The sequence below is a fragment of the Streptomyces sp. NPDC002324 genome, from assembly GCF_053593335.1.
In genome coordinates, this window is the sequence record NZ_JBSFCF010000009.1 from 91,503 (window position 1) to 117,459 (window position 25,957).

23 protein-coding genes, 1 tRNA gene and 2 pseudogenes are annotated in these 25,957 nt (G+C 71.2%); 12 read left to right on the plus strand and 14 right to left on the minus strand.

The genetic code is table 11. The features are described 5' to 3' along the window. The first annotated feature begins 218 nt into the window (after positions 1-218). Together ACWCRJ_RS14890 and ACWCRJ_RS14895 are read left to right on the plus strand one after the other, a co-directional pair. A complete protein-coding gene (locus ACWCRJ_RS14890) occupies positions 219-893 on the plus strand; it encodes a Crp/Fnr family transcriptional regulator (RefSeq protein ID WP_005476003.1) in 675 nt (224 codons plus the stop codon). 245 nt (positions 894-1,138) lie between these two features. Then, positions 1,139-1,963 carry a nucleotidyltransferase domain-containing protein gene (locus ACWCRJ_RS14895; RefSeq protein ID WP_450939663.1) on the plus strand — a complete coding sequence of 275 codons (825 nt, stop codon included), beginning with the start codon at positions 1,139-1,141 and terminating at the stop codon, positions 1,961-1,963. 134 nt (positions 1,964-2,097) lie between these two features. Here the strand turns inward: ACWCRJ_RS14895 and ACWCRJ_RS14900 are convergent, their stop codons facing one another. From ACWCRJ_RS14900 to ACWCRJ_RS14920, 5 genes are all read right to left on the minus strand, one after another. Beyond that, positions 2,098-2,928 carry an MBL fold metallo-hydrolase gene (locus ACWCRJ_RS14900; protein ID WP_450939664.1) on the minus strand — a complete coding sequence of 277 codons (831 nt, stop codon included), beginning with the start codon at positions 2,926-2,928 and terminating at the stop codon, positions 2,098-2,100. Then, entirely contained in the window at positions 2,925-3,080 is a 156-nt protein-coding gene (locus ACWCRJ_RS14905; protein WP_450939665.1) for a hypothetical protein, read from the minus strand. The genes ACWCRJ_RS14900 and ACWCRJ_RS14905 overlap by 4 nt, the downstream gene beginning before the upstream one ends. Then, entirely contained in the window at positions 3,077-3,946 is an 870-nt protein-coding gene (locus tag ACWCRJ_RS14910; protein WP_450939666.1) for an NUDIX hydrolase, read from the minus strand. The genes ACWCRJ_RS14905 and ACWCRJ_RS14910 overlap by 4 nt, the downstream gene beginning before the upstream one ends. Before the next feature lie 61 nt (positions 3,947-4,007). Continuing rightward, on the minus strand, positions 4,008-4,475 hold the full coding sequence (locus ACWCRJ_RS14915; protein ID WP_005476014.1) for a RidA family protein: 468 nt from the start codon (positions 4,473-4,475) through the stop codon (positions 4,008-4,010). Next, positions 4,472-4,630, minus strand: a complete 159-nt coding sequence (locus ACWCRJ_RS14920) for a DUF4177 domain-containing protein (RefSeq protein WP_005476015.1) — start codon at positions 4,628-4,630, stop codon at positions 4,472-4,474. The genes ACWCRJ_RS14915 and ACWCRJ_RS14920 overlap by 4 nt, the downstream gene beginning before the upstream one ends. 287 nt (positions 4,631-4,917) lie before the next feature. Here ACWCRJ_RS14920 and ACWCRJ_RS14925 point away from each other — a divergent pair, with 287 nt between their 5' ends. Together ACWCRJ_RS14925 and ACWCRJ_RS14930 are read left to right on the plus strand one after the other, a co-directional pair. After that, positions 4,918-5,895, plus strand: a complete 978-nt coding sequence (locus ACWCRJ_RS14925) for an ArsA family ATPase (protein ID WP_450939667.1) — start codon at positions 4,918-4,920, stop codon at positions 5,893-5,895. Then, complete coding sequence (locus tag ACWCRJ_RS14930; protein ID WP_450939668.1) at positions 5,892-7,256, plus strand: ArsA family ATPase; 1,365 nt, start codon at positions 5,892-5,894, stop codon at positions 7,254-7,256. The genes ACWCRJ_RS14925 and ACWCRJ_RS14930 overlap by 4 nt, the downstream gene beginning before the upstream one ends. Before the next feature lie 543 nt (positions 7,257-7,799). Here the strand turns inward: ACWCRJ_RS14930 and wblA are convergent. Continuing rightward, entirely contained in the window at positions 7,800-8,138 is a 339-nt protein-coding gene (gene wblA, locus ACWCRJ_RS14935; RefSeq protein ID WP_013001830.1) for a transcriptional regulator WblA, read from the minus strand. A gap of 668 nt (positions 8,139-8,806) precedes the next feature. On the opposite strand from wblA, the gene ACWCRJ_RS14940 reads away from it, so the two are divergent. Beyond that, positions 8,807-11,128: a transglycosylase domain-containing protein gene (locus tag ACWCRJ_RS14940; RefSeq protein ID WP_450939669.1), complete on the plus strand. Its 2,322-nt coding sequence runs from the start codon at positions 8,807-8,809 to the stop codon at positions 11,126-11,128. Positions 11,129-11,367: 239 nt separating this feature from the next. On the opposite strand, the gene ACWCRJ_RS14945 is transcribed toward ACWCRJ_RS14940, so the two are convergent. Continuing rightward, complete coding sequence (locus ACWCRJ_RS14945) at positions 11,368-11,835, minus strand: GatB/YqeY domain-containing protein (protein ID WP_046917968.1); 468 nt, start codon at positions 11,833-11,835, stop codon at positions 11,368-11,370. Between the two features lie 369 nt (positions 11,836-12,204). Between ACWCRJ_RS14945 and ACWCRJ_RS14950 the strand changes: the two genes are divergently transcribed. The 3 genes from ACWCRJ_RS14950 to ACWCRJ_RS14960 all read left to right on the plus strand — a co-directional run bounded on the left by ACWCRJ_RS14950 (position 12,205) and on the right by ACWCRJ_RS14960 (position 14,239). Next, positions 12,205-13,134 carry a metallophosphoesterase gene (locus ACWCRJ_RS14950; protein WP_450939670.1) on the plus strand — a complete coding sequence of 310 codons (930 nt, stop codon included), beginning with the start codon at positions 12,205-12,207 and terminating at the stop codon, positions 13,132-13,134. Between the two features lie 168 nt (positions 13,135-13,302). Beyond that, on the plus strand, positions 13,303-14,136 hold the full coding sequence (locus ACWCRJ_RS14955; RefSeq protein WP_450939671.1) for a Pr6Pr family membrane protein: 834 nt from the start codon (positions 13,303-13,305) through the stop codon (positions 14,134-14,136). Between the two features lie 29 nt (positions 14,137-14,165). Further along, positions 14,166-14,239 (plus strand) — tRNA-Pro (locus tag ACWCRJ_RS14960). Positions 14,240-14,254: 15 nt separating this feature from the next. Here the strand turns inward: ACWCRJ_RS14960 and ACWCRJ_RS14965 are convergent. From ACWCRJ_RS14965 to ACWCRJ_RS14975, 3 genes and pseudogenes are all read right to left on the minus strand, one after another. Beyond that, positions 14,255-14,542 (minus strand): annotated as a pseudogene (locus tag ACWCRJ_RS14965) (replication initiator); the annotation flags it as partial. A 412-nt stretch (positions 14,543-14,954) separates the two neighbouring features. Beyond that, positions 14,955-15,902, minus strand: coding sequence for a CU044_5270 family protein (locus ACWCRJ_RS14970; RefSeq protein WP_450939672.1), 948 nt, complete (start codon positions 15,900-15,902; stop codon positions 14,955-14,957). A 1-nt stretch (position 15,903) separates the two neighbouring features. Beyond that, positions 15,904-16,497, minus strand: a complete 594-nt coding sequence (locus tag ACWCRJ_RS14975; protein WP_450939673.1) for an RNA polymerase sigma factor — start codon at positions 16,495-16,497, stop codon at positions 15,904-15,906. Between the two features lie 644 nt (positions 16,498-17,141). Between ACWCRJ_RS14975 and ACWCRJ_RS14980 the strand changes: the two genes are divergently transcribed. Beyond that, positions 17,142-18,434, plus strand: coding sequence for a helix-turn-helix domain-containing protein (locus ACWCRJ_RS14980; protein WP_450939674.1), 1,293 nt, complete (start codon positions 17,142-17,144; stop codon positions 18,432-18,434). Positions 18,435-18,468: 34 nt separating this feature from the next. Here ACWCRJ_RS14980 and ACWCRJ_RS14985 read toward each other — a convergent pair whose 3' ends face one another. Next, complete coding sequence (locus ACWCRJ_RS14985; protein ID WP_450939675.1) at positions 18,469-19,431, minus strand: hypothetical protein; 963 nt, start codon at positions 19,429-19,431, stop codon at positions 18,469-18,471. A gap of 486 nt (positions 19,432-19,917) precedes the next feature. Between ACWCRJ_RS14985 and ACWCRJ_RS14990 the strand changes: the two are divergent. After that, positions 19,918-20,143 (plus strand): annotated as a pseudogene (locus ACWCRJ_RS14990) (hypothetical protein); the annotation flags it as partial. Positions 20,144-20,362: 219 nt separating this feature from the next. On the opposite strand, the gene ACWCRJ_RS14995 reads toward ACWCRJ_RS14990, so the two are convergent. Both ACWCRJ_RS14995 and ACWCRJ_RS15000 read right to left on the minus strand, forming a co-directional pair. Next, on the minus strand, positions 20,363-21,079 hold the full coding sequence (locus tag ACWCRJ_RS14995; protein ID WP_450939676.1) for a TIGR03943 family putative permease subunit: 717 nt from the start codon (positions 21,077-21,079) through the stop codon (positions 20,363-20,365). Further along, a complete protein-coding gene (locus ACWCRJ_RS15000; protein ID WP_450939677.1) occupies positions 21,076-22,065 on the minus strand; it encodes a permease in 990 nt (329 codons plus the stop codon). The genes ACWCRJ_RS14995 and ACWCRJ_RS15000 overlap by 4 nt, the downstream gene beginning before the upstream one ends. Positions 22,066-22,269: 204 nt before the next feature. On the opposite strand from ACWCRJ_RS15000, the gene rpmF reads away from it, so the two are divergent. Further along, the gene (gene rpmF, locus ACWCRJ_RS15005) at positions 22,270-22,440 is read left to right on the plus strand and encodes a 50S ribosomal protein L32 (protein ID WP_450939678.1); all 171 of its coding nucleotides are present in this window, start codon (positions 22,270-22,272) and stop codon (positions 22,438-22,440) included. Between the two features lie 10 nt (positions 22,441-22,450). Further along, positions 22,451-23,605, plus strand: coding sequence for a GTP-binding protein (locus ACWCRJ_RS15010; RefSeq protein ID WP_450939679.1), 1,155 nt, complete (start codon positions 22,451-22,453; stop codon positions 23,603-23,605). Positions 23,606-23,779: 174 nt separating this feature from the next. Here the strand turns inward: ACWCRJ_RS15010 and ACWCRJ_RS15015 are convergent, their stop codons facing one another. Continuing rightward, entirely contained in the window at positions 23,780-25,699 is a 1,920-nt protein-coding gene (locus ACWCRJ_RS15015; protein WP_450939786.1) for an NAD-binding protein, read from the minus strand. Between the last annotated feature and the right edge of the window lie 258 nt (positions 25,700-25,957).

Below are 25,957 nucleotides of genomic sequence, written 5' to 3' on the forward strand. Positions count from 1 at the left end.
CGTTTTGGACACCCGGCCAGCCTAAAGCCCGGCACCGACATCCGCCCCGGGCCCAGAAGATCGGCCCCCAATTGGACCCCTGACGCTTACCCCGGGACATGTGTGCGGCATCCTTGTGACAGATCACACTGTTTGGTCCGTCCGGCAAGATGGGGAACACGGTCCCCTGGTAGTACGGGGAGCAAGATCCCCTGAGCAGGTCGACAAGGAGAGAACTCGTGGACGACGTTCTGCGGCGCGCCCCGCTCTTCGCGGCGCTCGATGACGAGCAGGCCGCGGAGCTCCGCGCCTCCATGAGTGAGGTGACCCTCGCGCGGGGTGACGCTCTCTTCCACGAGGGCGACCCGGGTGACCGCCTCTATGTGGTCACCGAAGGCAAGGTCAAACTGCACCGCGCGTCGCCCGACGGCCGCGAGAACATGCTGGCCGTGCTCGGTCCCGGTGAGCTGATCGGCGAGCTGTCGCTGTTCGACCCCGGTCCGCGTACGGCGACCGCCACGGCACTGACCGAGGTCAAGCTGCTCGGCCTCGGCCACGGCGATCTCCAGCCGTGGCTGAACGCGCGGCCCGAGGTGGCCGCGGCGCTGCTGCGGGCCGTCGCGCGCCGGCTGCGCAAGACCAACGACCAGATGTCCGACCTCGTGTTCTCGGACGTTCCCGGGCGGGTCGCTCGCGCGCTGCTGGACCTCTCCCGGCGGTTCGGTGTGCAGTCGGAGGAGGGCATCCACGTGGTGCACGACCTCACCCAGGAGGAGCTGGCGCAGCTCGTGGGCGCGTCCCGGGAGACCGTGAACAAGGCTCTGGCGGACTTCGCTCAGCGCGGGTGGCTGCGCCTGGAGGCCCGCGCGGTGATCCTGCTGGACGTGGAGCGGCTGGCCAAGCGGTCACGTTGACGCGGGTCGGGTCGCGGGCCGGTGCGGTGTGCCGGCCGGTGCGGCTCGTATGACCGGCCAGGGCTTGTAGCTTGCCGGTCTGGTCGCACCGTTGTTCGTATGTGCGTCGATGGGGTTCGTCTCGTTCGCGAGACGGGCCCTTTTCGTTTCGCCCCCCGCTCCCCGCTCCCCGCCTGCTGCCTCCCGCCTCCCGCCTCCTGGAAAACAAGCTGCCCGCGCGCGCCGCCTCGGCGCACAGTGGCCGTATGGCCGGAACGGGGCGTGCGAGAGGGCTGGACAGTCAGGGGTACATCGAGCGGGAAGGGGCTTTGGAGCGGGTCGGCGAGGACTTTCGGCCGGTGGTCGTGGCAGCCCGGGAGCGGGTTCCGGAGCTGTTCGAGGGGCGGCTGGACAGTGCGTACCTCTACGGGTCGATCCCCCGGGGCACGGCTCGTCGGGGGCGCAGTGACCTCGATCTGTTGCTGGTGTTGTGCGGGGAGCCGACAGAGGCCGACCGGGCGGCGGCCCGGTCGTTGGACGAGGCTCTGGACGCGCGGTTTCCGCAGATCGACGGGGCCGGGACGCTGCTGGTCGGCCGGGCGCAGGTGCTCAGCGACCTGGAGAGGTACGACCTGGGCTGGTTCCTGGCCTGTCTGTGCACTCCCCTGCTGGGCGAGGACCTCGCAAGCGAACTGCCCCGCTACCGGCCGGACTCCCTCCTCGCCCGCGAGACGAACGGCGACCTCGCGCTGCACCTGCCGCGCTGGCGCGCGCGGCTCGCGGCAGCCGACGACGACGCCGCCCGGCGGACGCTCGTCCGTGGTTGGTCCCGGCGGCTCGTCCGTACCGGGTTCACCCTCGTCATGCCGCGATGGAACGGCTGGACCAGCGATCTGCGCGAGATGGCGCAGGCGTTCGGCGAGTACTACCCCGAGCGCGCCGCCCAGATGCGCGCGGCGGCGGTGGCCGGATACGAGCCGGGGGCCGATGTCGGCGTTCTGCGGTCGTACCTGGACGACCTCGGGCCCTGGCTGGCTCAGGAGTACGCGCGCGTGCACGGTCTCAAGGCGCCGCGTCCTGGTGATCCGTAGCGGGTGGTCCCTGGCACCGGAGGGTCTAGGAGGCCCTGGGAGGGGCTCCTGGGGCCCGGGAGGTCCCCGAGGCCCCAGGAGTGCTCCTCGCCGGGTGCCGGGCCGGAGACGGGCGCTCAGGCGCGCGGGGAGGGTCAGATCAGGCCGTGCTCGGTCAGGTACTCCAGTTGTGCCCGCACCGAGAGTTCCGCGGCCGGCCACAGGGAGCGGTCGACGTCCGCGTAGACGTGGGTGACGACCTCGCCGGGGGTGCGGTAGCCGTTCTCGACGGCCGTCTCGACCTGCGCGAGCCGGTGCGCGCGGTGGGCGAGATAGAACTCGACGGCACCCTGGGCGTCGTCCAGGACGGGGCCGTGGCCGGGCAGGACGGTGTGCACTCCGTCGTCGACCGTGAGGGACCTGAGGCGGCGCAGGGAGTCGACATAGTCACCGAGGCGGCCGTCGGGGTGGGCCACGACCGTCGTACCGCGCCCCAGGACCGTGTCGCCCGTCAGAACGGCGCGGTCGGCCGGGAGGTGGAAGCAGAGCGAGTCGGCGGTGTGCCCGGGGGTGGGCACGACACGGAGCTCCAGGCCGCCTACCGAGATGACGTCACCCGCGCCCAGCCCTTCGTCGCCGAGCCGCAGCGCGGGGTCGAGGGCCCGGACGTTCGTCCTGGTCAGCTCGGCGAAGCGGGCGGCGCCCTCGGCGTGGTCCGGGTGGCCGTGTGTGAGCAGGGTCAGCGCGACCCGTTTGCCGGCGCTCTCCGCCGTGTCGACGACACCGCGCAGGTGGACGTCGTCCAGGGGACCCGGGTCGATCACGACCGCCAGGTCGGAGTCCGGCTCCGACACGATCCAGGTGTTGGTGCCGTCCAGAGTCATCACGGACGCGTTCGGCGCGAGCACGTTGACCGCGCGCGCGGTGGCGGGCCCCGACAGGACGCCGCCCCTGGGCTGGCCGGGGAGGGCTGCTGCGTCGGTCATGCGGAGGTGCCTTCCAGCGGAACGGGCGGGGTGTCACGGCGTCGGGCGGTGACCCGCGCGGTGCGGCGACGTCTGCCCCGTGGGGTGCGGGGCGAGAGCGGGGACAGGGCCTCGTCGCCCGGCCGGCCCCGGAGCGCTGTCGCGTCCGTCATGTCGAGTCCTCGCCGGCGGGGACGCGCTTGGTGAACTCGGCGTGGCCGGGCCAGGACAGGACCACGTCGTCGTTCTCCAGGCGGGCCTCGGCGAGGACGGGGGTCAGATCGCGAGCGGGCGCGGCGTCGAGCGCGGCGGCGGCCGAGTCGTACTCCGCCAGCCGGCGCAGGGTCGCGATGGTGGGCGGCATCATCAGCAGTTCGCCCTTGTCGTAGCCGTCCGCCGCGTCCCCGGGCCGGATCCACACCGTGCGGTCGGCCTCCGTGGAGGCGTTGCGGGTGCGCTGGCCCTGCGGGAGGGCGGCCACGAAGAACCAGGTGTCGTAGCGGCGGGACTCGAACTCGGGAGTGATCCAGCGCGCCCAGGCGCCCAGCAGGTCGGACCGCAGGACCAGCCCCCTGCGCTCCAGGAACTCCGCGAAGGACAGCGCCCGGGAGGCCACCGCCGCACGGTCCGCCTCCCAGTCGTCGCCCGTGGTGTCGCCGACGACGGTGTCGGGGCCGGGCCCGGCGAGCAGCACGCCCGCCTCCTCGTACGTCTCCCGTACGGCCGCGCAGACGATGGCCTGGGCGTCGTTCTCGTCGACACCGAGCCTGGACGCCCACCACGCGCGCGTGGGGCCCGCCCAACGGACCTGGTGATCGTCGTCGCGGGGATCCACACCGCCGCCCGGATAGGCGTACGCGCCCCCGGCGAAGGCCATGGAGGCCCGTCTGCGCAGCATGTGCACGACCGGGGTGTCGGCCGTGTCCTTGAGCAGCATGACGGTGGCGGCCCGCCTGGGGGTCACCGGTGTCAGCGTGCCGGCCGCGAGTGCGCGGATGCGGTCCGGCCACTCGGCTGGGTACCACTGCCCGTTTGCCATGGGCGGAGGCTAACTCGTCACGGGCGGATGTTCGAGTGAGCCTCCGCGATCCTGGCGGTGCCTAGGCGACGGTGAGCTCCACCTGGAGTTCCACCTCGACCGGCGCGTCCAGCGGGAGGACCGCCACGCCGACCGCGCTGCGCGCGTGCACGCCCCGGTCGCCGAAGACGGCGCCCAGGAGTTCGCTCGCGCCGTTCAGCACGGCGGGCTGACCGGTGAAGTCGGAGGCCGAGGCCACGAAGCCGACGACCTTGACCACGCGCGCGACCAGGTCCAGGTCGCCCGCCACGGACTTCACGGCGGCGAGGGCGTTCAGCGCGCAGGTCCGGGCGAGTTCCTTGGCCTCCTCGGCCGTGACCTCGGCGCCGACCTTGCCGGTGACGGGCAGCTTGCCGTCCACCATGGGGAGCTGCCCGGCGGTGTACACGTACACGCCGGACCGGACCGCGGGCTGGTACGCGGCGAGCGGCGGGACGACCTCGGGCAGCCGCAGCCCCAGCTCCGCGAGCCTGGCCTCGACGGCGCTCACGGCTTGGGCCGCTTCAGGTAGGCCACGAGCTGCTCGGGGTTGTTCGGCCCGGGCACGACCTGGACGAGCTCCCAGCCGTCCTCGCCCCAGGTGTCCAGAATCTGCTTCGTGGCGTGGACGAGCAGCGGCACGGTTGAGTATTCCCACTTGGTCATGCGGCCGACTTTATCCGCTGTCCGGGCCCCGCCCGGCACGGGTTCCGTCTCGGTCCGGAGCGGTTTCGTCCTCGGTCCGGAGCGGTTTCGTCCCGGAGGGGCGGGGTCCGGCGGCCCTGGGACCGCGCGGGGGCGGTGCGGTGGGTCCGACCCGGACCGCGTGGGGTTCGGCCGCCGCCTCGCCGGGGCATGACGGCCTGGACGGACCGGGACCGACAGGCAGGGAGAACACAAGTTGTCCACAGCCTCCCGCGTATGCCGAGCGTCGACTGGTTAGGCTCGAATACGTGAGCAGGCTCCAGGTCGTCAGCGGCAAGGGCGGGACCGGAAAGACCACGGTCGCCGCCGCACTCGCGCTCGCCCTCGCGACCGAGGGGAAACGCACCCTCCTGGTCGAGGTCGAGGGCAGACAGGGCATCGCGCAGCTCTTCGAGGCGGAGGCACTGCCGTACGAGGAGCGGAAGATCGCGGTGGCACCCGGGGGCGGGGAGGTGTACGCGCTGGCCATCGACCCCGAACTGGCCCTCCTGGACTACCTCCAGATGTTCTACAAGCTGGGCGGGGCGGGCCGGGCTCTGAAGAAGCTCGGCGCCATCGACTTCGCCACCACCATCGCCCCCGGCCTCCGGGACGTGCTGCTGACCGGCAAGGCCTGCGAGGCGGTGCGCCGCAAGGAGAAGAGCGGGCGGTTCACGTACGACCACGTGGTGATGGACGCGCCGCCCACCGGACGCATCACCCGCTTCCTGAACGTCAACGACGAGGTGGCGGGCCTGGCCAAGATCGGCCCGATACACAATCAGGCCCAGGCCGTCATGCGGGTCCTGAAATCCCCCGACACGGCCGTCCATCTGGTGACGCTGCTGGAGGAGATGCCCGTCCAGGAGACGGCGGACGGCATCGCCGAGCTGCGGGCCGCGAAGCTGCCGGTGGGACGGATCATCGTCAACATGGTGCGGCCCGAGGTGCTGGACGCCGACGAGCTGGAGTTCGCGCGCGCGGTGCCGCGTACGGCCGTCGCCAAGTCACTGTCCACGGCGGGGCTGGGCGGCGCGCGGCGCGGTGGCACCGCCGAACGCCTGGTCGAGCCGCTGCTCGCGCAGGCCGAGGAGTACGCCGAGCGGTACACCCTGGAGCACGAACAGCGTGGCGTACTGGGCGAGCTGGGCCTGCCGCTGCACGAACTGCCGTTGCTCGCCGAGGGAATGGACCTGGCGGGCCTGTACGAACTGGCCACGGAACTGCGTCAGCAAGGGATCTCATGACTCCGGACCCGGCCACCACGCACGACGCGGCCCACTCCCACGACGGACACCGGGTGATCGGCTCGGCCCGCCCGCTCGCGGTCGACCCCCTGCTCGACGACCCGCGGACCCGCATCGTGGTGTGCTGCGGCGCCGGCGGGGTGGGCAAGACGACCACGGCCGCGGCGCTCGGGGTACGGGCCGCCGAGCGCGGTCGCAAGGTGGTCGTGCTGACCATCGACCCGGCCCGGCGGCTCGCCCAGTCCATGGGGATCGACTCGCTGGACAACACCCCGCGGCGGGTGAAGGGCATCGACGGGGACGGCGAACTGCACGCCATGATGCTCGACATGAAGCGCACCTTCGACGAGATCGTCGAGGCGCACGCGGACCCCGACCGGGCCTCCGCGATTCTGGGCAACCCCTTCTACCAGTCGCTCTCGGCGGGCTTCGCGGGCACGCAGGAGTACATGGCGATGGAGAAGCTGGGCCAGTTGCGCGCCCGGGACGAGTGGGACCTGATCATCGTCGACACGCCTCCGTCCCGCTCGGCGCTGGACTTCCTGGACGCCCCGAAGCGGCTCGGCTCGTTCCTCGACGGCAAGCTGATCCGTGTCCTGCTGGCGCCGGCGAAGGTCGGCGGGCGGGCCGGCATGAAGTTCCTGAACGTCGGCATGTCGATGATGACGGGCGCCCTCGGCAAACTCCTCGGCGGTCAACTGCTGAGGGACGTGCAGACGTTCGTGGCCGCCATGGACTCCATGTTCGGCGGCTTCCGTACGCGCGCGGACGCCACGTACAAGCTGCTCCAGGCGCCCGGCACGGCCTTCCTCGTGGTGGCCGCGCCGGAGCGGGACGCGCTGCGCGAGGCGGCGTACTTCGTGGAGCGGCTGGCGGCCGAGGACATGCCGCTGGCCGGGCTGGTGCTCAACCGGGTGCACGGCAGCGGCGCGGCCCAGCTGTCCGCCGAGCGCGCGCTCGCCGCCGCGGAAAATCTTGACGAGCCCCGCATTGTGGATCAGATGGACGGGAAAGCAGTCCGTAACTCTCCCGACACGCAAGGCAGTTCAGACAGTCCAGCCAGTTCAGACAGTCCAGCCAGTTCGGGCTCTCCCACCACGAACGGCACCGAGGACGGCTCCCCCGCCCCGGATCCGACCGTGGAACAGCTCACGTCAGGCCTGCTCAGGCTGCACGCCGAGCGGATGCGACTGCTCTCCCGGGAACAGCGCACACGTGACCGCTTCACCGCGCTGCATCCCGAGGTGGCCGTGGCCGAGGTGGCCGCGCTCCCCGGTGACGTCCATGACCTGGTAGGTCTGCGAGACATCGGGAACCGGCTCGCGGCCATAAGGCCGGAGCTGCCCACCTCCGACGACTGAACGGCTGCCGGGACGACCGGCCTTCAGCCGCGGCAGCCGTAGGGTCGGACGCCGGCCGATTCCGTCGTCCAGTCGTCCAGCTCTGTCGTCCAACCGCCCAGCCGTCCAGCGACTGCCGGCCCGAGGGCCGCAGACTCGTGCGCCTGCGGGCTCACGCGCTGCCGGACTCGCGCGTCTGCAGACATGGACGACTTCCGACCTGTACTACCGCAGACCCGTACTACTGCGGGGCCCGGCCGGTGCTCATCGCGGGAACGACGACTGCCCGAGGGCCGCACATCCCGTCGAGACCCCGCGGCGGTCGTCGCGACCCGGCCAGGGATCGCGTCGCGGCCAGAACCGGTCGGTCGGAACCGATCGGTCGGATCCGATCGACGGACCGGCCGGATGCCTCGCACCCGTCGGATTCCGATCGGTCAAACCCGGACCGTAGCCCGTCCGTTGATCCACGCCTCGGGGCACCCGAGAGCCGGCACACCTGCCCGACGCGCCGACACCTCAAGGGCGCCCTCGACCGACGTGGCCCGGAAGGGGCCGTCGCCCTCAGCTCACCGCCGCGTAGTTCTCGTAGATCTCGTCATCGTCGAGGGGCAGAATGCCCGCGCCACGCTCGTACTCCGTGCGCGCGGTCTCCAGCAGCCTGCGCCACGACGTGACGGTCGGACGCCTGCGCAGCAGTGCGCGGCGCTCACGCTCCGTCATTCCTCCCCACACGCCGAACTCGACGCGGTTGTCCAACGCGTCCGCCAGGCACTCCGTACGCACCGGGCATCCGGTGCACACCGCCTTGGCCCTGTTCTGCGCTGCTCCTTGAACGAACAGTTCATCCGGATCGGTAGTGCGGCAGGCAGCCTGCGCACTCCAGTCGGTTACCCAGCCCATACCGGCGCCGTCCTCTCCCGAATCGAGGCTCCCCCACGGCGGCAGCGGCATATTCACCGCCGCCAGTTGAGGACGTTACGGAAGGTGGGCACAGCGCAACACCCCCTTCGGGCCCAATCTTGAATGGCCCGAACGGACTATGCGTAAGCGGCAGATCACCCGCGGGAGTGACCTGAGGACATACGTGACCATCCCGGCAGATCGGGACGGTTGACATGTGTCACAACGGACACCGAATGACACACGAGGCGTATTCGGACACGGCACCCGAAAAAAATCGGAAGAACATCAGAACGATTCGGGCTCGCTGGACGTACTTGATACAAGGGCCTACGGCTGTGACAGTTGAGAGCAGCTTAGGCCAACGCCTGCGCGCGTGTCCGGCGAATGGGAACGTAGACAACCGTTCATGTTCTCCCGGCCTTCGCGTCGACTTTCGTGTCGTGCTTCGTGCCGTGCTTCGTGACGGACTTCTCGTGTCGCGCTTCGTGTCGCGCTTCTCGTGTCGCGCTTCGTGTCGCGCTTCTCGTGTCGCGCTCGATTTCGGGAGCCGTCACGGCGCGCATGTGGCCGTCGCGCGAACACCGGATGTCACGATCCGGCACCCGTACCCCTCTGGACCCACCTGCTCCTTCGGAACGGTCCTCGCTACGGATTAGGCTGCCCTCATGCCAAACAAGCGCTCGGGTGGTGGTCTGTCCCCCACACAGCAGGCCGCCAAGTTCCTAGGTGTCAGCGTGCTCGCCGGTGCCGTCATGGCGGGCATCGCCCTGCCCGCGGTCGGCGCCCTGGGGTTGGCGGCCAAGGGTTCCGTCGAGGGGTTCGACGAACTCCCCGCCAACCTCAAGCAGCCACCGCTGAGCCAGCGCACCACGATCCTCGACAGCAAGGGCGACTCGATCGCCACGGTGTACAGCCGCGACCGTACGGTGGTCGATCTCAAGGAGATCTCGCCGTACATGCAGCAGGCGATCATCGCCATCGAGGACGCCCGGTTCTACCAGCACGGCGCGATCGACCTGAAGGGCGTCCTGCGCGCGCTCAACCGGAACGCGCGGGAGGGTGGCGTCGCCCAGGGCGCGTCCACGCTGACGCAGCAGCTGGTGAAGAACGTGGCGGTGGAGGAGGCGGGCGACGACCCGACACTGGTCGCCCAGGCCACCCAGCAGACCCTCGGCCGGAAGATCAACGAGCTGAAGAAGGCGATCCAGCTCGAAGAGGAACTCGGCAAGAAGAAGATCCTCGAGAACTACCTGAACATCACGTTCTTCGGCCAGCAGGCGTACGGCGTCGAGGCCGCGTCCCAGCGCTACTTCTCCAAGTCCGCCAAGGACCTGGATGTGGAGGAGGCCGCGCTCCTCGCCGGAATCGTGCAGTCGCCCAGCCGGTACGACCCGGTGAACGACCCGCAGGAAGCCACCAAGCGGCGCAACACCGTGCTGCAGCGCATGGCCGACCTAGGCGACATCTCGCAGGCGGAGGCGGACAAGGCCGCCGAGAAGCCGCTCGGCCTCGACATCAGGAAGCCGAAGAACGGCTGCATCACGGCGGTCAAGGGCGCGGGTTTCTTCTGCGACTACGTGCGTGAGGTGTTCCTGAACACCCCGATCTTCGGCAAGTCCAAGGAGGCCCGGGCCAAGATCTGGAACCAGGGCGGCCTGACGATCCGGACGACGATGGACCCGAAGGCCCAGAAGTCGGTCCAGGCTTCCGTCAAGCGGCACGTCTACCAGAAGGACGAGGTCGCCACGGCCGCCACCATCGTGGAGCCCGGCACCGGCAAGATCCTCGCCATGGGGCAGTCGCGGCCGTACGGTCTCGACACCAAGAAGAACGAGACGTCGATAAACCTCTCGGTGGACGAGTCCATGGGCGGCGGAGCGGGCTACCAGCCGGGTTCGACGTTCAAGCCGATCGTCGCCGCGGCGGCCCTCGAAGGCGGCATGTCCCCGGGGAAGGTCTACTCCGCGCCGTACAAGATGGCCTACCCGAGCCCGATCTCCGTCTGCGGCGGCGGCAGCTGGCGCAACGGAACCGGCAGCAGCGCCGCGGACCTCGAGAACGAGAGCGCGAGCGAGGTCGGCCCGTACTCCCTGAGGAAGGCGACCGCGCTGTCGGTCAACACCTACTTCGTGCAGATGATCGCGGACATCGGCATCTGCCCGGTGACGAAGATGGCCAAGAAGATGGGCGTCGAGCGGGCCGACGGCCGCAAGATCGACCAGGCGCCGTCGATAGCTCTCGGCACGCAGGAGATGTCCCCGCTGACCATGGCGAACGCGTACGCGACCTTCGCCGCGCGCGGTATGTACTGCACGCCGGTCGCCATCGAGTCCATCACCCAGCGGGTCGGCGACAAGTCGAAGTCGCTGGAGGTCCCGAAGTCGACGTGCTCGCGCGCCATGTCCGAGAACACCGCCGACACCATCAGCGCCCTGCTCAAGGGCGTGGTCGAGGACGGTACGGGTACGGAGGCCGGACTCGGCCCCAGCCGTCCCAGCGCCGGTAAGACCGGTACGACGGACGGCCGTTACGCGGCCTGGTTCGTGGGCTACACCCCGAACATGGCCGGCGCCGTCTGGGTGGGCGACCCCGCGCACGAACGCCAGATGGTGAACATCACCATCGGCGGTGTGGGCTACGGCAAGGTCTTCGGCGGGAAGGTCCCCGGCCCGATCTGGCGCGACATGATGTCCGGTGCGCTGGAGGGCAAGCCCCGTCCCGACTTCAACAAGGTCTACCTCCCCGAGGACCGGCCCCGCGAGCGGGACGACGACAACGACAACGACGGCCGTGGGAACGGCAACGGCAACGGTGGCAACGACGACAACGGCAACGGTGACAACGGCGACAACGGTGGCGGCTTCATCGGTGGCATCGACGGAGACACCAGGTTCCCGACGCCGGAGTTCAGCATCCCGGAGAACTGGATCCAGGGGCAGACGAACGGCGGGAACAACGGGAACGGCAATGGCGGCGGGTTCGGCTGACGAGCCGCGGCGGCGGCGCGCGTGACGTCACCGGCAAGCTGACATGAATACGGCGGTGGGGCGCCCCTTCTCAAGGGGCGCCCCACCGCCGTTGTTGTTGTGCTGAGGCGCGCGGGAGCGGGAGCCGGGTCCGGAGGCTGCCGCGGGAGCCGGGTCCGGAGAGTTGCCGCAGGAGCGGGAGCCGGGTCCGGAGGGCTGTGGCGCGGAAGCGGGAGGTGGAGCTGGAGCCGGAGGGTTGCTCAGGCGCCCGTGAGCTGCTGCTTGACGATGGCGGCGACCCGGCCGCCCTCGGCGAGTCCGGCCACCTTCGGGTTGACGATCTTCATGACCTGGCCCATCGCGCGCGGGCCCTCGGCACCGGCGGCCCGGGCCTCCTCGACGGCCTGGACGACGATCTGCTTCAGCTCCTCGTCGGACAGCTGCTTGGGCAGGTACTCGGCGAGAAACGCGCCTTCCGCCTTCTCCCGCTCGGCCGACTCGGGGCGACCGCCCTGGGCGAAGGCGTCCGCGGCCTCACGGCGCTTCTTCGCCTCCTTGGTGATCACCTTGAGCACCTCGTCGTCGGACAGCTCGCGCTTCTCCTTGCCCGCGACCTCTTCCTTGGTGATCGCGGTGAGGGTCAGCCGGAGCGTCGAGGAGCGGAGCTCGTCGCGCTCCCTGATGGCGGCGTTGAGGTCTTCCTGCAGCTTCGACTTGAGCGTGGTCATGGGGCCGATTGTCGCAGGTGTGGTGTGGGGAGCGCGCCTTGATTTCGCTGGTGTGTGCGGATCGGTGGGGCGGTCGGTGGGGGCGGGTGTGCGGGGTGGGTGTGCGGGGTGGACGTGCAGGGCGGGCGGGGTCGGGCTTGGTGGGGCCGTGGCCGGGTGCGGTCGGGGGCGGGTCGGGGCGGGTAGTCGGGTGCGGGCTGGCTGCAGTCCGGCTACGGTCGGCTACGGGTCGGGGCGGGTAGTCGGGTGCGGGTCGGTGGACAGTCCGGAGTGAGTTGTCCACAGGGGGAGTTGACTGTCGATGGCGGGTGGTCGGCGGTTGTCCACAGGCGTGCGCTCGGGTTCGGCGGGGTCTGACACGATGGACACATGCAAGCGCGATACGGAGTACCTCTGGGGATCGCGGCGGTCGGTGCCGCCGGTGTGGTGTATGCGGCGGGCATCGAGGCCCGCTCCTTCCGACTGCGGCGGGTGACGGTGCCGGTGCTGCCACCGGGCATGCGGCCGCTGCGCATACTCCAGGTCTCCGACATCCACATGGTGAGCGGACAGCGCAAGAAACAGCGCTGGTTGCGTTCCCTGGCCGGGCTGCGTCCGGACTTCGTGATCAACACCGGCGACAACCTCTCCGACCCCGAGGGCGTTCCCGAGGTGCTGGACGCTCTGGGTCCCTTGATGGAGCTGCCGGGCGCGTACGTCTTCGGCTCGAACGACTACTACGGCCCGACGCTGCGCAACCCCGCCCGCTACCTGCTGGAGAAGGTCCAGGGCCGCCACGGTCTGAACGGCAACAAGCCGGTGGTCGGCGCCGTCCACAACCCGTGGGAGGACCTGCGGGACGGCTTCGACGGGGCGGGCTGGCTCAACCTCACCAACACCCGCGGCACGCTGAAGATCGAGGGCATGTCGGTCGAGCTGACCGGCCTCGACGACCCGCACATCAAGCGGGACCGCTACGCCCGCGTGGCAGGCGGCCCGTCCGATTCGGCCGATCTCTCCCTGGCCGTCGTCCACGCCCCCTATCTCCGCGCCCTCGACGCTTTCACCGCCGACGGCTACCCCCTCGTCCTCGCCGGCCACACGCACGGCGGCCAGCTCTGCATCCCCTTCTACGGCGCCCTCGTCACCAACTGCGACCTCGACACGGACCGCGTGAAGGGCCTCTCCACCCACACGGCGGACGGCCGCACGGCATACCTGCACGTCTCGGCCGGCTGTGGCACGAGTCGCTACACCCCGGTGAGGTTCGCGTGCCCGCCGGAGGCTTCACTGCTGACGCTGGTGGCGCGGAAGGAGTAAGGGGAGCCGCGGGCAGGATTGCCGGGGCTGCCCGCGAGGCTTCCCGGGCGGGGCGGGTGGGCCGGTGCGAGAGGCGATGCGGCCCGGCGACGAAACCGCTGGTGGGGCGCCACCTCGTACGGATCATCACGAATGGCCCGTTTCGCCCGGGCGTCCTAGCGTGAGCGCATGACCTCACCGATACCCAGGGACATCCCCGACCTGCCCGCGATCTCGGGCATCCCCGCACCGGTGACATCCGTCGTGCCCGCGACGGCGGTGGTGACACCGACACGCCGCCGGCCGGCGGCGGTGTACCGCGCCCTGGTCGCGCTGGCAGCGACAGCGGCCGTGGTGATGGAGATGACGCTGGGCAGCCCTCTGCGGGCGTTCAGCCACTTCGCCGTCCAGAGCACGGCACTGGTGGCGCTGGTCTTCGCCGCCTCGGCCCGCGGCGCGTGGTCCGCCCGCCGCCCCCTGCCGTCCTGGATGACGGTCGGCACGGTTCTCTACGCCGTGATCACGGCGCTGGTCCACCATCTGATCCTGACGCGGGACGCCACGGCCTTTTCCATGACGATGACGTCGACGGGCGCCCCGGCCGCCCCCACCGGATGGCTCGCGTTGACGGACATCGCCTTCCACACCGCGATCCCGCTCGCGGTGGTGGTGGACTGGCTGTTCCTGACCCGCCCGGCGCCGCCCCGTCTCAGCCTTGCGGCGGCCTGGCTGCTCTACCCGCTGGCGTTCCTGGCGTTCACGCTCGGCCGAGCCGCCCTGGTGACCCCCGACTGGCCGGCCCCGTACCTCTACCCCTTCCTGGACGTCGACCGCCACGGCTACAAGAGCGTCCTCGGCAACGCCCTGCTCCTGGGCCTCGCCTTCTACGCCCTCGCCCTTCTCCTCATCGTCGTCGACCACCTCCGCCCCGACCCCGTACACCCACGCCGGGGCCGCCCCGACCGCCCCGACCGACGCCCCGAAAACCGGATTTCGTCTCCCGCCCCCGGTGGGCTAAAGTAAACGACGTCGCCGCGACAAGCAGTGACAATCGGGGTGTAGCGCAGCTTGGCAGCGCGCTTCGTTCGGGACGAAGAGGTCGTGGGTTCAAATCCCGCCACCCCGACAGCTGGATAGCAGGTCAGAGGGCCCTTACCGGATCGGTAAGGGCCCTCTGGCGTTGCTGCGTGTCTCTCTGCGTGACTGTCGATTCCTGAGTGCGTACTGCGTGACTACGGCTGTGGCCGGCAGTGATCGGGTTGCGGATGGGGTGGTCCAGGGTGCCTGTCGCGGTCTCAGGGCCCTTGGTGGCGTACTTGGCGATGTAACTGGTCAGCTCTGACGTGCCCTTGAAGTCGGCCGAGCGGATGGGGCGGATGTATAGCTGCACGCCGAAGCGGAAGGTGTAGGCGTGACCAGATGGAGGGGGCGCCGTTCGCGGGTGACCACGCACGCTCCACGGTGTGTGGGTCGACGGCAGGCGGGATGGGAGCTGGAGGGAGGGCTAGATGTGGGCTAGATGGTGACTCCGATGCACTGGCAGATGTTCCACCACCAGGGAACGCCGACCGGAGGCCCGAACGGCACTTCCTAGTGCGCCAGACGCCGCTCTCCAGGGAGCTACGGACCAGAAGACTTCGTGCCCCGTGCGTGCCCGGTCGGGCGGGAAGCTCCGGGGAACGACGGGCGCTCACGGACGCCGCCCTGCACGACGGCCTCTGACCAATTTTCCTGGACAGAGGCCGTCGTTCATCTGCAGTGGGTGGGGGATTCGAACCCACGGTGACATCGCTGCTCGGTCGGCGGGCGGGGCGGTCCGTGGGCCGTCCCGCCCGGCCGGTTCAGGGCTTCTCGCCGTCCCGGTCGACGAGGGACTGGGTCGTCTTCATCTCGCAGGATGTGGCCTCGCCCTTCTTGTACGAGCGTCCGGTCGACGAGCCGTCCTCATACGTCTCCTCGTAGTCGCGCACCGCGACCGACTGGTTCCCCCGGTACTGGAAGGTGCCGGGGTCGAGGAGGTACTCCCGGCGCTGAACGGCCTTGCTGCCCAGGTCCGGGTAGATGGCGATGGCGTCATGCCCCAGGGGGTCCTTCACCAGGTGCGGGACCACCTCGATCCCGGGGTCCGCGGCCAGGGCCCGGTACAGCCTGGCCATCCCCTGCGGATGCACGGGATAGGCCTCGTTGAGGGTCGCGAGCAGCGCGAAGGTCTCGCGCTGCTCGCGCGTCAAGCCGGTGTCCTTGCCCAGGGGAAACATGTCCGCCGCCTTCTTCCGGATCTCGGCGGGGTCGTCCGGCAGCGAGGCGAGCAGGCGATACAGCCGCCGTTGCGAGGGCTCGGTGTCGCCGTCCTTGTCGTCCTCCCTCACGGGGCTGTCGTACTGGACCCACTCCTCTCTCACCTCGGGCTTGGCGGCGGGCGACCCGTCCGACGCTCCGTTCTGGCACTGTGCGGTCTCCAGGTAGATCCACTGGCCGTCGCGCGGATGCAGATCCGGCTGCTGCGACACCACTTCGGCCGCCTGCTCCAGGAGTGCCGTCGCGGACGTCAGGTCGGGGCCGGCAGGCTGCACGCCACGCTCGGGTTCATCGCCACCGACGAGCATGGTCACCAGCACCGCGATGGTGACCACCGTCGCGGCGACCCCCGCAGCCGTCACGCGCCAGTCCAGCCGCATCCTGCGGGCAGAGCCCTGCTGTGCTGCTCCCAGCAACTGCTGGCGGCCGGGAAGCAGCCGCATCCGGTCCGGCGTCGGCGCATCGGCGCGCAGCTCGTGCATCTTGGTCATGTCATCCATGGGTTACCGCCCCGTTGTGGTCGCTTACGAGGGTGGGGTCGGCGCCGAGCGCCGTACGCATCTTGCGCCGCGCCCGGTTCAGCCGGGATCGGACCGTGCCGACCGGCACCCCGAGGGCGTCGGCACACTCCTGGTAAGTGAGGTCCGCCCAGGCGACCAGCAGCAGCACATGCCGGTCCTTCCCCGGCAAGGCCGCGATCGCCCCGGCCAGCGCCTGCTGCGAGGCCTCGGCCGTCACCCGCTCGTCGGCCCGTTCCGACCAGGACTCGGCCACCGGGTCGACGCCGGTCCGGGCCAGCGCCCGCAGCGCCCGCACTTCGGAGCGGCGGTGGCTGCCGATGAGGTTGCCGGCGATGCCGTAGAGCCACGGCCGGGCACTGGCGCGCGTCATGTCGTAGCGGGCGCGGTTGCGGAAGGCGATGAGGAAGGTCTGCGCCGTGATGTCGTCGGCGTGACTGTCTCCCAGCCGGCGCATCACATACCGGTGGATCTCGGCGGCGTGTCTGTCGTAAAGCCTGGCGAATATCTCCGGCCGCTCCAGGGATTCCTGGATGACCAGCGCATCGTCGGTGGGTGGATCCCCCACGAGGCCCCCGCTTCTTCGTGCAATAGGAGTGGAGTGCATTCCACCCCCTGTTGTCCGAAGCGGCCCGGAGGGTTCACGCGCAGGTGTCGAACCGCTCGCACGGAGATGCGCCAGTTCGTGAGCCCGGACAGCCCACCAGCTCTCGCCGCCAGACACTCTGGATGGAGACACGACAACGTCGCAGGTCACCATGGTCCTTGGATGGAGAGCACTCAAGCACAGGCCGACAGCGTGGCTGAGGTCGCCGGGGTACGGCAAGGCACACGCGCGTCTTGCCGATCGGCACGCCCGCCGTCGTGGCTGACCGTTCTCGGGTGCGGCACATGCCAAATTCGGGTGCGGCACATGCCAAATCTCGCAGCGGACCGCCCAGCAGATGTCAGCCCACGTCACCCGGTTCGAACGGGCCGGCACCCTCCACTGCGGGCCTGTGCTGCGGGTCTGAAGCGCGCCGGCCGACGCAGGCAGAATGATCGTAGCGGGGGCGGCTCGGATTTCTGCGGCTGGTCGTGGTGAAGGTCACGCCCCGCAGCGCTGGAACCGTCCCGGGCGTATGGACGTGCAGACAGGGGGAAGCGCGTGGGTGTCGTGCCCCATCGGGACAGGCCTGCATGGGCCGACGAGCGGATACGAGTACGGATTACATGGCTTCGATCCACGACGACGTAGCGGAGTTCGCGTCGCTCCTGACGCGTCTGAAGGAGCGCACCGACCGCAGCTACGCGGCACTGGCCCGCCCCCTGGGCATGCACGCCTCCACTTTGCACCGCTACTGCGCCGGAGAGGCGGTCCCGCAGGACTTCGCCGGCATCGAGCGGTTCGCCGCGCTCTGCGGCGCCTCCTCCGCGGAACGCATGGAGCTGTACCGCCTGTGGATCCTGGCCTCCGCCCCGAGACAACGGTCACGCCCGTCCCCTGCCCGGCAGGCACCAGCGCCCCGCACCACCACCAGCGCGGCGGCCTCGGTCCCGCCGGTGAGCGATGTCGCCGCATCAGCCGTTCCTACGAGCGGCAGCGGGTCGGCCGGGGAGGCTGCCGAGCCGATCTCACCGGCCGGCCAGCGCCCCGGGCCGGTCTCACCACCCTCGTCTCGGCTGCACGGCGGGCGCCCTGGACGGCGGCGAGCCTGGCGATCGATGACTCTGGCGGCCTCGCTCGTCTCCGCCCTCCTCGGTCTCACCACCTCCGCCGACGGGCCCCCCTCCGCCACGCACCAGGGCAACCGCGAGCCGAGCCGCGCGAGCGCCGGCGCGGCCCCGCCGGTGGCCCCTCTGACCTGGACGGCCGACTCGCACACACGCGGACTCAACGGGTGCGGCGAGGACTATGTCCTCGCCAAGCCTCCGCAACAGGTCCCGCCGCCCCCGCACCCTGAGGACCTCGCGGCGTGGGCCACCTCCCAGCGGGCGGTGCACGGGGGCTCCACGACCGTGCGGATCACGGTGCAGGGACGCGGCTCCGCCGCCGTCGTACTGGAAGCCCTGTACGTGCGCGTGGTCAGCCGCGCCGCCCCCGCCCCCGCCGCCGGCCAGGGCAGCCTCTACTCCTTGAGCGACGGTTGCGGCGCCGCCCTCATCCCCCGCTTCTTCGACGTGGACCTCGACGCGCAGCAGCCCCGGGCCCGTTCGATGCCCGGCGACGACGGGGCGGGCAAGCCGATCCCCGCGATCGGCTTCCCCTACCAGGTGTCCTTGCAGGAACCCGAAGTCCTGGTGGTCTCCGCGCTGAACAAGTCCTGCGACTGCGACTGGTACCTCAACCTCGCCTGGTCCTCACAGGGCCGTACCGGCACGGTCCGCATCGACGACGACGGCCGGCCCTTCCGCACCACCGGTACGAAGGGGCTGCCGGGCTACCGGTACGACCGCGTCTACCACCAACCCGGTCGCTGGGTCCCGATCCCCGCCGCCAACCTGGCGGCGGAGAGCGGCGGCTGACGCCTCGACGAACCCTCGCCGAGCGGATGCGTCGTCAGTGGGCTTTGGTGGTGCGGATGTCGCTGACGCCGTTGAACGCGTCCGCCTTCACGACGAGGTGGGTGGTCGTCGTCGGCGACTCCCCGCCGCCGAAGCTGTGGGTGACGGCGATCTCACGGCTTTCACCGTCCCCGGTCACCGTCCAGTCCACCGGCACGTTCCGGGCGCGGAGCACACCGTCCCTCTTGTGCTTCTTCTCCCAGGCCGTCACCTTCTTGGCGAAGGCGGGCGTCAGGTAGTGCGCGCGCAGCGCCTTGGCCAGTGCCTTGTCCGGGCCCCGGGGGGCGTCCTTCGCGTCGACGTACGCGCCGTAGAAGTCGGCGACCTGGGTCACCGAGTCACCGGTCCTGCCGCTGACCGACCGCACCGCGGCGGACGCCGTCGCGGGGGCGGTGGTCGTGGTGCGGATGCCCTTGATGCCGTCGACCGGCTCCAGCTCCACGACGAACCGGGTCTTCGTCGTCGGCGATTCCCCGGCGCCGCCGAAGGTCAGGGTGACGACGACCTCCAGGTCCTTGCGGCCCTCGCTCACCGTCCACCGCGTCGGGACGTTCTGGGCACGCAGGAGCCCGTCCGCCTTGTGCTTCTTCTCCCAGGCCGTCAGCTTTTTGGCGAAGGCGGGCGTCAGGTAGTGGGCGCGCAGCGCCTTGGCCAGTGCCTTGTCCGGGCCCCGGGGGGCGTCCTTCGCGTCGATGTACGCGCCGTAGAAGTCGGCGACCTCGGTCACCACGTCACCGTTGAAGCCAGTGATCGACCGCACCGGGGCGGACGCCGTCACCGATGCCGTGGCGGAGGCGGGGACGAGGGCGGCGGTCTGCGCCACCGCCTGCGTCGAGACACCGAGCCCGAGGGCGAGGACGAGCCCGGCGGCGACGGCCGTACGGCGGCCCGGACGACGGCGTGCGTACGTGTTCCCGCTGTTACGACTGTTACGGCTGTTACGGCTGTTCCCGCTCATGTCGTGTCTTCCTTCTCATCGTGGTCCGTATGAGTCGCTCCCCGTCGCGCCGGCTCTCCCGCCGAACACGTCCGCGGTGTCTCGCCACCCGTCCGTATCCCGTCCGCGTCCCGTCCGCGCCGCAGGATGCCGAACGCCACGCGTCGGGCACCAGGGCACACGGATGCCCGGTACGCAGGCACAGGGCGGGAGTCGTCACCAGGCGCTGCCGGAGTCCTCGATCACCCCGGCCGGTGCGACACCCATAGCTTCGAAGAGACCGGGGACCCACCGCAATCACCGTCGCCCAGCCCGCGACGACGCAACCGTCCCACCCACCCTGAGCTGCGTGAACAGGCACTGCCTGAGACGCCGTTCTGGGATGCGGAGACGGTCCCGTGCCGTCTCGGCCGGACGGAGAGGGCGTACGCGCACAGCGCGGGGATCCCAGAACACCGGCAGTCGGTCGGGCAGAAGGTGCGGAGAGGACCGTAAGTGGTGGATGCCCCCCGGCGGGCGAGCGCGCTCGGCGCGCCCCTCACCGGGCACACCGGCCCCATCTGGTCCGTGGCCTTCAGTCCACGACAGCACCGTCCGCCTCTGGGATGTCACCGGCCCCGCCGACGCCTCCCCCATCGGCCAGTCGATGAGCCCCAACGCCAGAACCGGCCACTTCCTCTCCTTCAGCCCCGACCGTCACATGCTCGGGGTGTCCGGCGGCGCCGACACCGTGTGGGGTGGTTGATCGCACGTATGGGCGGCGCGCTCTCGACGCCTAACGAACGTTTGGCCAGGTACGCTGCCCACGTGATACCGATCACAACTCGTCAACCCAGTCGAGCAGTCTGCTCCCGTCCGACGAGCAGCCTTGTTAGCCTTGGCCATAGCCCGGTCGCTGGTGCATCCCCCGTCGCCAGCGACCGGGCCCTTTCATGCCCGCGTGCCGCCGGCGTCAGCCGTTCCAGGCCTCGTCGTACGGGTCCTGGGGTGCCTTGACCGGCCTGGTGGCCGTGACGGTGAGGTACGGGACGGCGGTGCCGTTGAGGGGGTCCCTGGTCCGCTTCGGCGTGTAGGTGCCGGTGACCTCGATCCAGGTGTCGGGCTGGAGGACGGCCGGGAGCTGGCCGGTGAGGGCGATCTTGACCGGCTGGGCGTCGGCGGCGCAGCAGTTGAGGGCCATGCGGACGAGATACGGGTGACCGGAGCCGTCGAGCGCGAGGAACCCGGCGATCTTGAGCGTGCGGCCGGAGAGGGCGCGGCCCTTGTCGTAGACCGCGCGGCCGGCGTAGTCGGCGACGCTCAGCCGGAGGGGGCCGTCGGCGGGGAGGGCGGGGTAGCCCCAGGGCTGCTGCTGGAGTGCCGCGCCGGTGCGCATCGCGGTGTAGGACCCGGCGGCGGGCGGGGCCACCAGGACGAGGGCGAGGAGCGGCAGGACCAGCAGCCAGGACACCCGGGGTTCGTGATGGGTGTGCTGCTCGCCGCCCTGGCGCCGGGCCCGGCGTTCGTACAGGACCGTGGCGACGGCGGCGGCTATGAGGACGACGCCGGCGCCGATGAGGAGGGGGCGCAGGCCGGCCTTGACGTAGCGGAGGTAGAGGTCGGTGAAGCCCGCGTGGAGGAGGGCGCCGCCGGTGAGGAAGAGGATGACGGTCTGGGCCTGGCGGTTCACAGGAGCACCGCCCCGACGAGGGCCGACACCAGGATCGCGAGGGCGAAGGTGGCGGGGGCGAAGCGGAGCGCGAAGGCGCGGCCGAAGGTGGCGGTCTGCATGGCGAAGAGTTTCAGGTCGATCATCGGGCCGACGACCAGGAAGGCCAGCCGGGAGGTCAGGGAGAACTGGGTCAGGGAGGCCGCCACGAACGCGTCCGCCTCGGAGCAGATGGAGAGCAGGACGGCCAGTACCGCCAGGGCGAGGATCGCGACGACCGGGTTGTCGGCGGCGGCGTTCAGCCAGCTCGCCGGGACGACCGCCTTGAGGGTGGCCGCCACCATCGCGCCGACGACCAGGAACCCGCCGGCGTGCATCACGTCGTGCCGCACCGAGCCCCAGAAGGCGGCGCCCTTGCTCTGGCCCTCGTAGGACGGCCGCTCGGGCGGGCGCATCCACTCGCCGCGGCCCAGCCGTTGCCACAGCCAGCCCATGGTGCAGGCCACCAGCAGGCTCGCCACGAACCTGGCCAGCACCATCTCGGGGTTGCCCGGGAAGGCCACGGCGGTCGCGGTCAGGACGATCGGGTTGATCGCGGGGGCGGAGAGGAGGAAGGCGAGCGCGGCCGCGGGTGTCACGCCCCGGCGTACGAGGGCGCCCGCGACCGGCACGGAGGCGCACTCGCACCCCGGCAGGACGACACCGGCCATGCCCGCCGCCGGTACCGCCAACGCGGGCCGTTTCGGCAGCGCGCGGGCGAAGAACGAGGCCGGCACGAACACCGCGATGGCCGCCGAGAGCAGCACTCCGACGACCAGGAACGGCAGGGCCTGCACGACCACCGCCACGAAGACCGTCATCCAGCTCTGTGTCACGGGCGCGGACAGCAGCCCACGCAGAGGGCGCTGCGCCACGACCGCCAGGACCAGCAGCATGGTGAGGACGAGCGGCGGGTCGAGATGCCGGCCGCGCTGGGGGGCTCGGGCTTCTTCCTTGGTGGTGGCCACGGGGGACGGTACCTCCGTAGGGGACGGCTGGGCCGGGCGGGGCCGGTTCGGCCCGCTTCCTCCCATACGGCGCTCGCGGCGGGGTTGCTCACGGCCTTGTGCACCGGGGGCCGTGGCGCAGACCACGAAGACCCTTTTAGTAATGGGATCCATTTTCATGTAGCGTCCGGTCCGTCACCTGTGAAGCCCGTGGAGGAGGACCCCATGGCCGTACCCAAGCGGAAGATGTCCCGCAGCAACACCCGTCACCGTCGTGCCCAGTGGAAGGCGAGCACGCCGTCGCTCGTGCCGTTCACCGTCGACGGCGCCACCCATCTCGTACCGCAGCGGCTGCTGAAGGCGTACGAGCGCGGGCTGCTGCACCCCGAGGGCTGAGGGCACGGCCATGGCGTACGAACGGCTGCCCGTCACCGTCCTCTCCGGGTTCCTCGGGGCGGGCAAGACCACCCTGCTCAACCATGTCCTCGCCAATCGCGAAGGGCTCCGCGTGGCGGTCATCGTCAACGACATGAGCGAGGTCAACATCGACGCCGCCCTCGTGCGCGGCGGCGCGGCGGCGCTGTCGCGCACGGAGGAGCGGCTGGTCGAGATGACCAACGGGTGCATCTGCTGCACCCTGCGCGACGATCTGCTGGAAGAGGTGGACCGGCTGGCGCGGGAGGGGCGCTTCGACTATCTCCTCATCGAGAGTTCGGGGATCTCCGAGCCGATGCCCGTCGCCGCGACCTTCGCCTTCGCACGCGACGACGGGGCCACGCTCGGGGATCTCGCGCGGCTCGACACCATGGTCACGGTCGTCGACGCGGTGAACTTCCTGCCGGAGCTGGCGGGTGGGGACGAGCTGGTGGCGCGGGGGCTCGACCAGTACGAGGACGACGAGCGCACCGTGAGCGATCTGCTGATGGACCAGGTGGAGTTCGCCGATGTGATCGTCCTGAACAAGCTCGACCTCGTGGACGCGGCGGCCGCCGAGCGGCTCGCGGCGACGCTGGCCCGGCTCAATCCGGCCGCGCGGATCGTGCCGGCCAGCCATGGCCGGGTGCGGGTCGCGGAGGTGCTCGGCACGGGGGCGTTCGACCTCGAACGGGCGCAGCAGGCGCCGGGGTGGGTGCGGGAGCTGAACGGGGACCATGTGCCGGAGACCGAGGAGTACGGCATCTCGTCGACGGTCTTCCGGTCCGAACGGCCCTTCCACCCCGGGCGGTTGTGGGACTTCGTGACCGAGGGGCTCGACAGCGGTGCGTTCGGGCAGGTGCTGCGGTCCAAGGGGTTCTTCACGCTCGCCGGGCGGCCGGGGGTCATCGGGTTGTGGTCCCAGGCGGGGTCGGTGGCCCGCTTCGAACCGACTGCGGCGCAGGACGAAGAGGTTCCGTTCGCCCAGGAGTTGGTGTTCATCGGGACGGGGTTGCGGGGGGATGCGCTGCGGTCGGCTCTCGACGGGTGCGTGGTGACGGAGCGCGAGGTTCTGTCCGGGCTCGGCTTCGACGATCCGTTTCCGGCGTGGGATGTGGGGGATGCGCACGGGGTCGTCTGCGGGTGAGTGGGGGCTGGTCGCGCAGTTTCCCCGCGCCCGGGAGGACCAGGCCCCCGCGGGCCTGAAGGACCACGGCCCCGCGGGCCTGAGGAGCACGGGGCGCGGACCCTGCTTTTCAGGGGCGCGGGGAACCGCGCGAGAAGCCCCACCGGACCCGCACCCGGCCGACGGCCCAAGAACCTACGCCCCCACTCCCGCCCGCCTTCCCAGCAACTCCGCCAGCCCCCGCCGCGTCGCCGCCAGCACCACGCGGTCCTCGGCGCGCAGGACGTACGTGGGCGGGAGGTCCCAGACCAGGCCCGATCCGGCCGCGCCCGGCGTCCGTTCGGTGTCCGGGTCCCCGGGGGCGGCCGTGTCGAGGGCCAGTACGCGCCAGGCGCCCGCCCGGAAGGCCTCCGCGACGGTGCGGCCCTCCAGGCGGGGGTGGCCGCGGACCTCGACGGCGGCGAAGAGGAGGACGCGGCGTTCCACGGGGATCGCGCCCAGGATCTGGCGGCCCATCATCGCGCCGGCGAAGGCGGGTGCGGCAAGGTGGGAGACGCTGCGGCTGCGGGTGAGGGCGCCCGGGTGGGCGGCGCGGAGGGTGCGGTAGACGGCGGTGGCGAAGTCGTCGTCGTAGAGGCGCAGGACGACACGCAGGTCGGGGCGTACGGAGCGGGCGTACAGGCCGGCTTCGAGGTTCGTCGTGTCGGAGCTGGTCACGGCGAGGAGGGCGTGCGCGCGGTGGATCTTGGCGGCCTCCAGGACGCCCTCCTGGGTCACGTCGCCGAGGATGACCGGCACTCGTAGGCGTCGGGCCTCCGCGAGCCCGCGCGCCTCCGGGTCCTCCTCGACGCACACGACCGGGATGTGCAGTTCGCGCAGGCGGGCGAGGACGCGGGTGCCGATCTTGCCGAGGCCGAGGAGGACGACGTGCCCGGAGAGGCCGCGCGGCGGCTTGCGCAGGGCGGTGCCGCTGCGGAAGGTGCCGAGGGCCTCCAGGACGGCGGCAAGGAGCACGGGCAGCAGGAGTAAACCCATGAGGCCGGACAGGAGTTGCAGGATCTGGCGGGAGTCGCTCTGGTCGGTCGCCGGGTCGGCGATCCCGAAGAGGTCGAGGAGGGTCGCGTACGTCGCCTGGAGCGGATGCTCCCCGGTGATCACCATCTGCGCGACGGCGAGCGCGAAGACGCACCCGATCATGCCCGCCAGGGACAACCGCAGCCGCCGCGAGAGCAGCGGCCCGAAGGCCCCGAGCGGCCCGCCGCCCGCCCGGCCGGGCGGCAGCGCGGGTCCCGCGTAGCGCACGGTGTCGAGAACGACGGTTCCGCGCCCCGTCGCCTCCGCCACCGCCCTCTCGTCGGGCAGGAGTTGGGGGCCGCGCGCCCCGCTGCCCTCGGAACCCTCGGTTCCGGCGGGGTCGTTGGTGGTGGCCGACAGAAGGGCGAGCGTGCAGAGGCCGCCCGGGCTCTGGCCGCCGCGGCCGGGCGGGCGTTCCACGGCCCGCAGCATCAGCCCGTCCGTCTGTACGACCTTGCTGGTCCCGGCGACGGCGGTCGCGGCCAGCGCGGGGGCGGCGGTGTCGGCGTCGGAGAGGACGGTCGTGGAGGCGCCGAACCCGTCGACCCCGCCGGCCTCGCCGTCGCCCGCCGCCAACGCCGAGGCCTGGTCCAGCAGTTCTTCGATGTACTGCCCCAGGCGGCGGTTGTAGAGCCGCAGGACCAGCCGCAGGCGCGGGTTGAGGCGCCGGGCGGTGAGGGCCGCGCGGATGTTGGTCTCGTCGTCGTCGTAGACGAGTGCCAGCGCGGCGGCCCGCTCCACCCCGGCCTCGGCGAGCACCGCCTCGGTGGCCTCGCCCGCCTCCAGGACGTGTTCGCCGCCGTCGCGGGCGCGGGCCTCGCCGGTGCGGTCGCCGGCCGCCGGATCGGCGGCGCCCGTGGCCCGGTTGACCGCCGCCGTCATCCGGTCGAGGAAGGCGGCGGCGGTGCGGGCCCGCCCGACGACCGGCCGCCGCGCGAGCCGCGCCGTGGGCGGCACGACGAGCGTCACCTGTTCCCCGTACACGGTCCGCAGTTCGGCGGCCAGCCGGTGGGCCAGCCCGTCGTCCCCGCAGACGACCATGTGCGCGCCGGAGCCGGCGGTCGACCGGCCCCGCGCGCTCCCGCCCGGGGCGTGTTGCCGGCCCGCACCGGGCGGGTCCGACGGCGTGCCAGGGGCGGACGGCCTGCCCGGGGCGGACGACCTGCCCTGGCCGGGCGGCGCACCCGGACCGGTCGTCGTCGCGGCCGGGCCGGTGGTCACCGCCGGGTCGGCCGGGTCGGCCGGACCTGCCTGTCCGCCCGGCCCGGTACGGCTGTTGTGCTGCGAAGGGGTCCCCAC

Excerpts from the sequence above, each read along its gene's own strand:
- ACWCRJ_RS14895 (WP_450939663.1), top strand. The coding sequence starts at position 1,139 with ATGGCCGGAACGGGGCGTGCGAGAGGGCTGGACAGTCAGGGGTACATC.
- ACWCRJ_RS14900 (WP_450939664.1), bottom strand. The coding sequence starts at position 2,928 with ATGACCGACGCAGCAGCCCTCCCCGGCCAGCCCAGGGGCGGCGTCCTG.
- ACWCRJ_RS14905 (WP_450939665.1), bottom strand. The coding sequence starts at position 3,080 with ATGACGGACGCGACAGCGCTCCGGGGCCGGCCGGGCGACGAGGCCCTG.
- ACWCRJ_RS14910 (WP_450939666.1), bottom strand. The coding sequence starts at position 3,946 with ATGGCAAACGGGCAGTGGTACCCAGCCGAGTGGCCGGACCGCATCCGC.
- ACWCRJ_RS14920 (WP_005476015.1), bottom strand. The coding sequence starts at position 4,630 with ATGACCAAGTGGGAATACTCAACCGTGCCGCTGCTCGTCCACGCCACG.
- ACWCRJ_RS14930 (WP_450939668.1), top strand. The coding sequence starts at position 5,892 with ATGACTCCGGACCCGGCCACCACGCACGACGCGGCCCACTCCCACGAC.
- wblA (WP_013001830.1), bottom strand. The coding sequence starts at position 8,138 with ATGGGCTGGGTAACCGACTGGAGTGCGCAGGCTGCCTGCCGCACTACC.
- ACWCRJ_RS14940 (WP_450939669.1), top strand. The coding sequence starts at position 8,807 with ATGCCAAACAAGCGCTCGGGTGGTGGTCTGTCCCCCACACAGCAGGCC.
- ACWCRJ_RS14945 (WP_046917968.1), bottom strand. The coding sequence starts at position 11,835 with ATGACCACGCTCAAGTCGAAGCTGCAGGAAGACCTCAACGCCGCCATC.
- ACWCRJ_RS14950 (WP_450939670.1), top strand. The coding sequence starts at position 12,205 with ATGCAAGCGCGATACGGAGTACCTCTGGGGATCGCGGCGGTCGGTGCC.
- ACWCRJ_RS14955 (WP_450939671.1), top strand. The coding sequence starts at position 13,303 with ATGACCTCACCGATACCCAGGGACATCCCCGACCTGCCCGCGATCTCG.
- ACWCRJ_RS14970 (WP_450939672.1), bottom strand. The coding sequence starts at position 15,902 with ATGACCAAGATGCACGAGCTGCGCGCCGATGCGCCGACGCCGGACCGG.
- ACWCRJ_RS14980 (WP_450939674.1), top strand. The coding sequence starts at position 17,142 with ATGGCTTCGATCCACGACGACGTAGCGGAGTTCGCGTCGCTCCTGACG.
- ACWCRJ_RS14985 (WP_450939675.1), bottom strand. The coding sequence starts at position 19,431 with ATGAGCGGGAACAGCCGTAACAGCCGTAACAGTCGTAACAGCGGGAAC.
- rpmF (WP_450939678.1), top strand. The coding sequence starts at position 22,270 with ATGGCCGTACCCAAGCGGAAGATGTCCCGCAGCAACACCCGTCACCGT.
- ACWCRJ_RS15010 (WP_450939679.1), top strand. The coding sequence starts at position 22,451 with ATGGCGTACGAACGGCTGCCCGTCACCGTCCTCTCCGGGTTCCTCGGG.
- ACWCRJ_RS15015 (WP_450939786.1), bottom strand. The coding sequence starts at position 25,699 with ATGGTCGTCTGCGGGGACGACGGGCTGGCCCACCGGCTGGCCGCCGAA.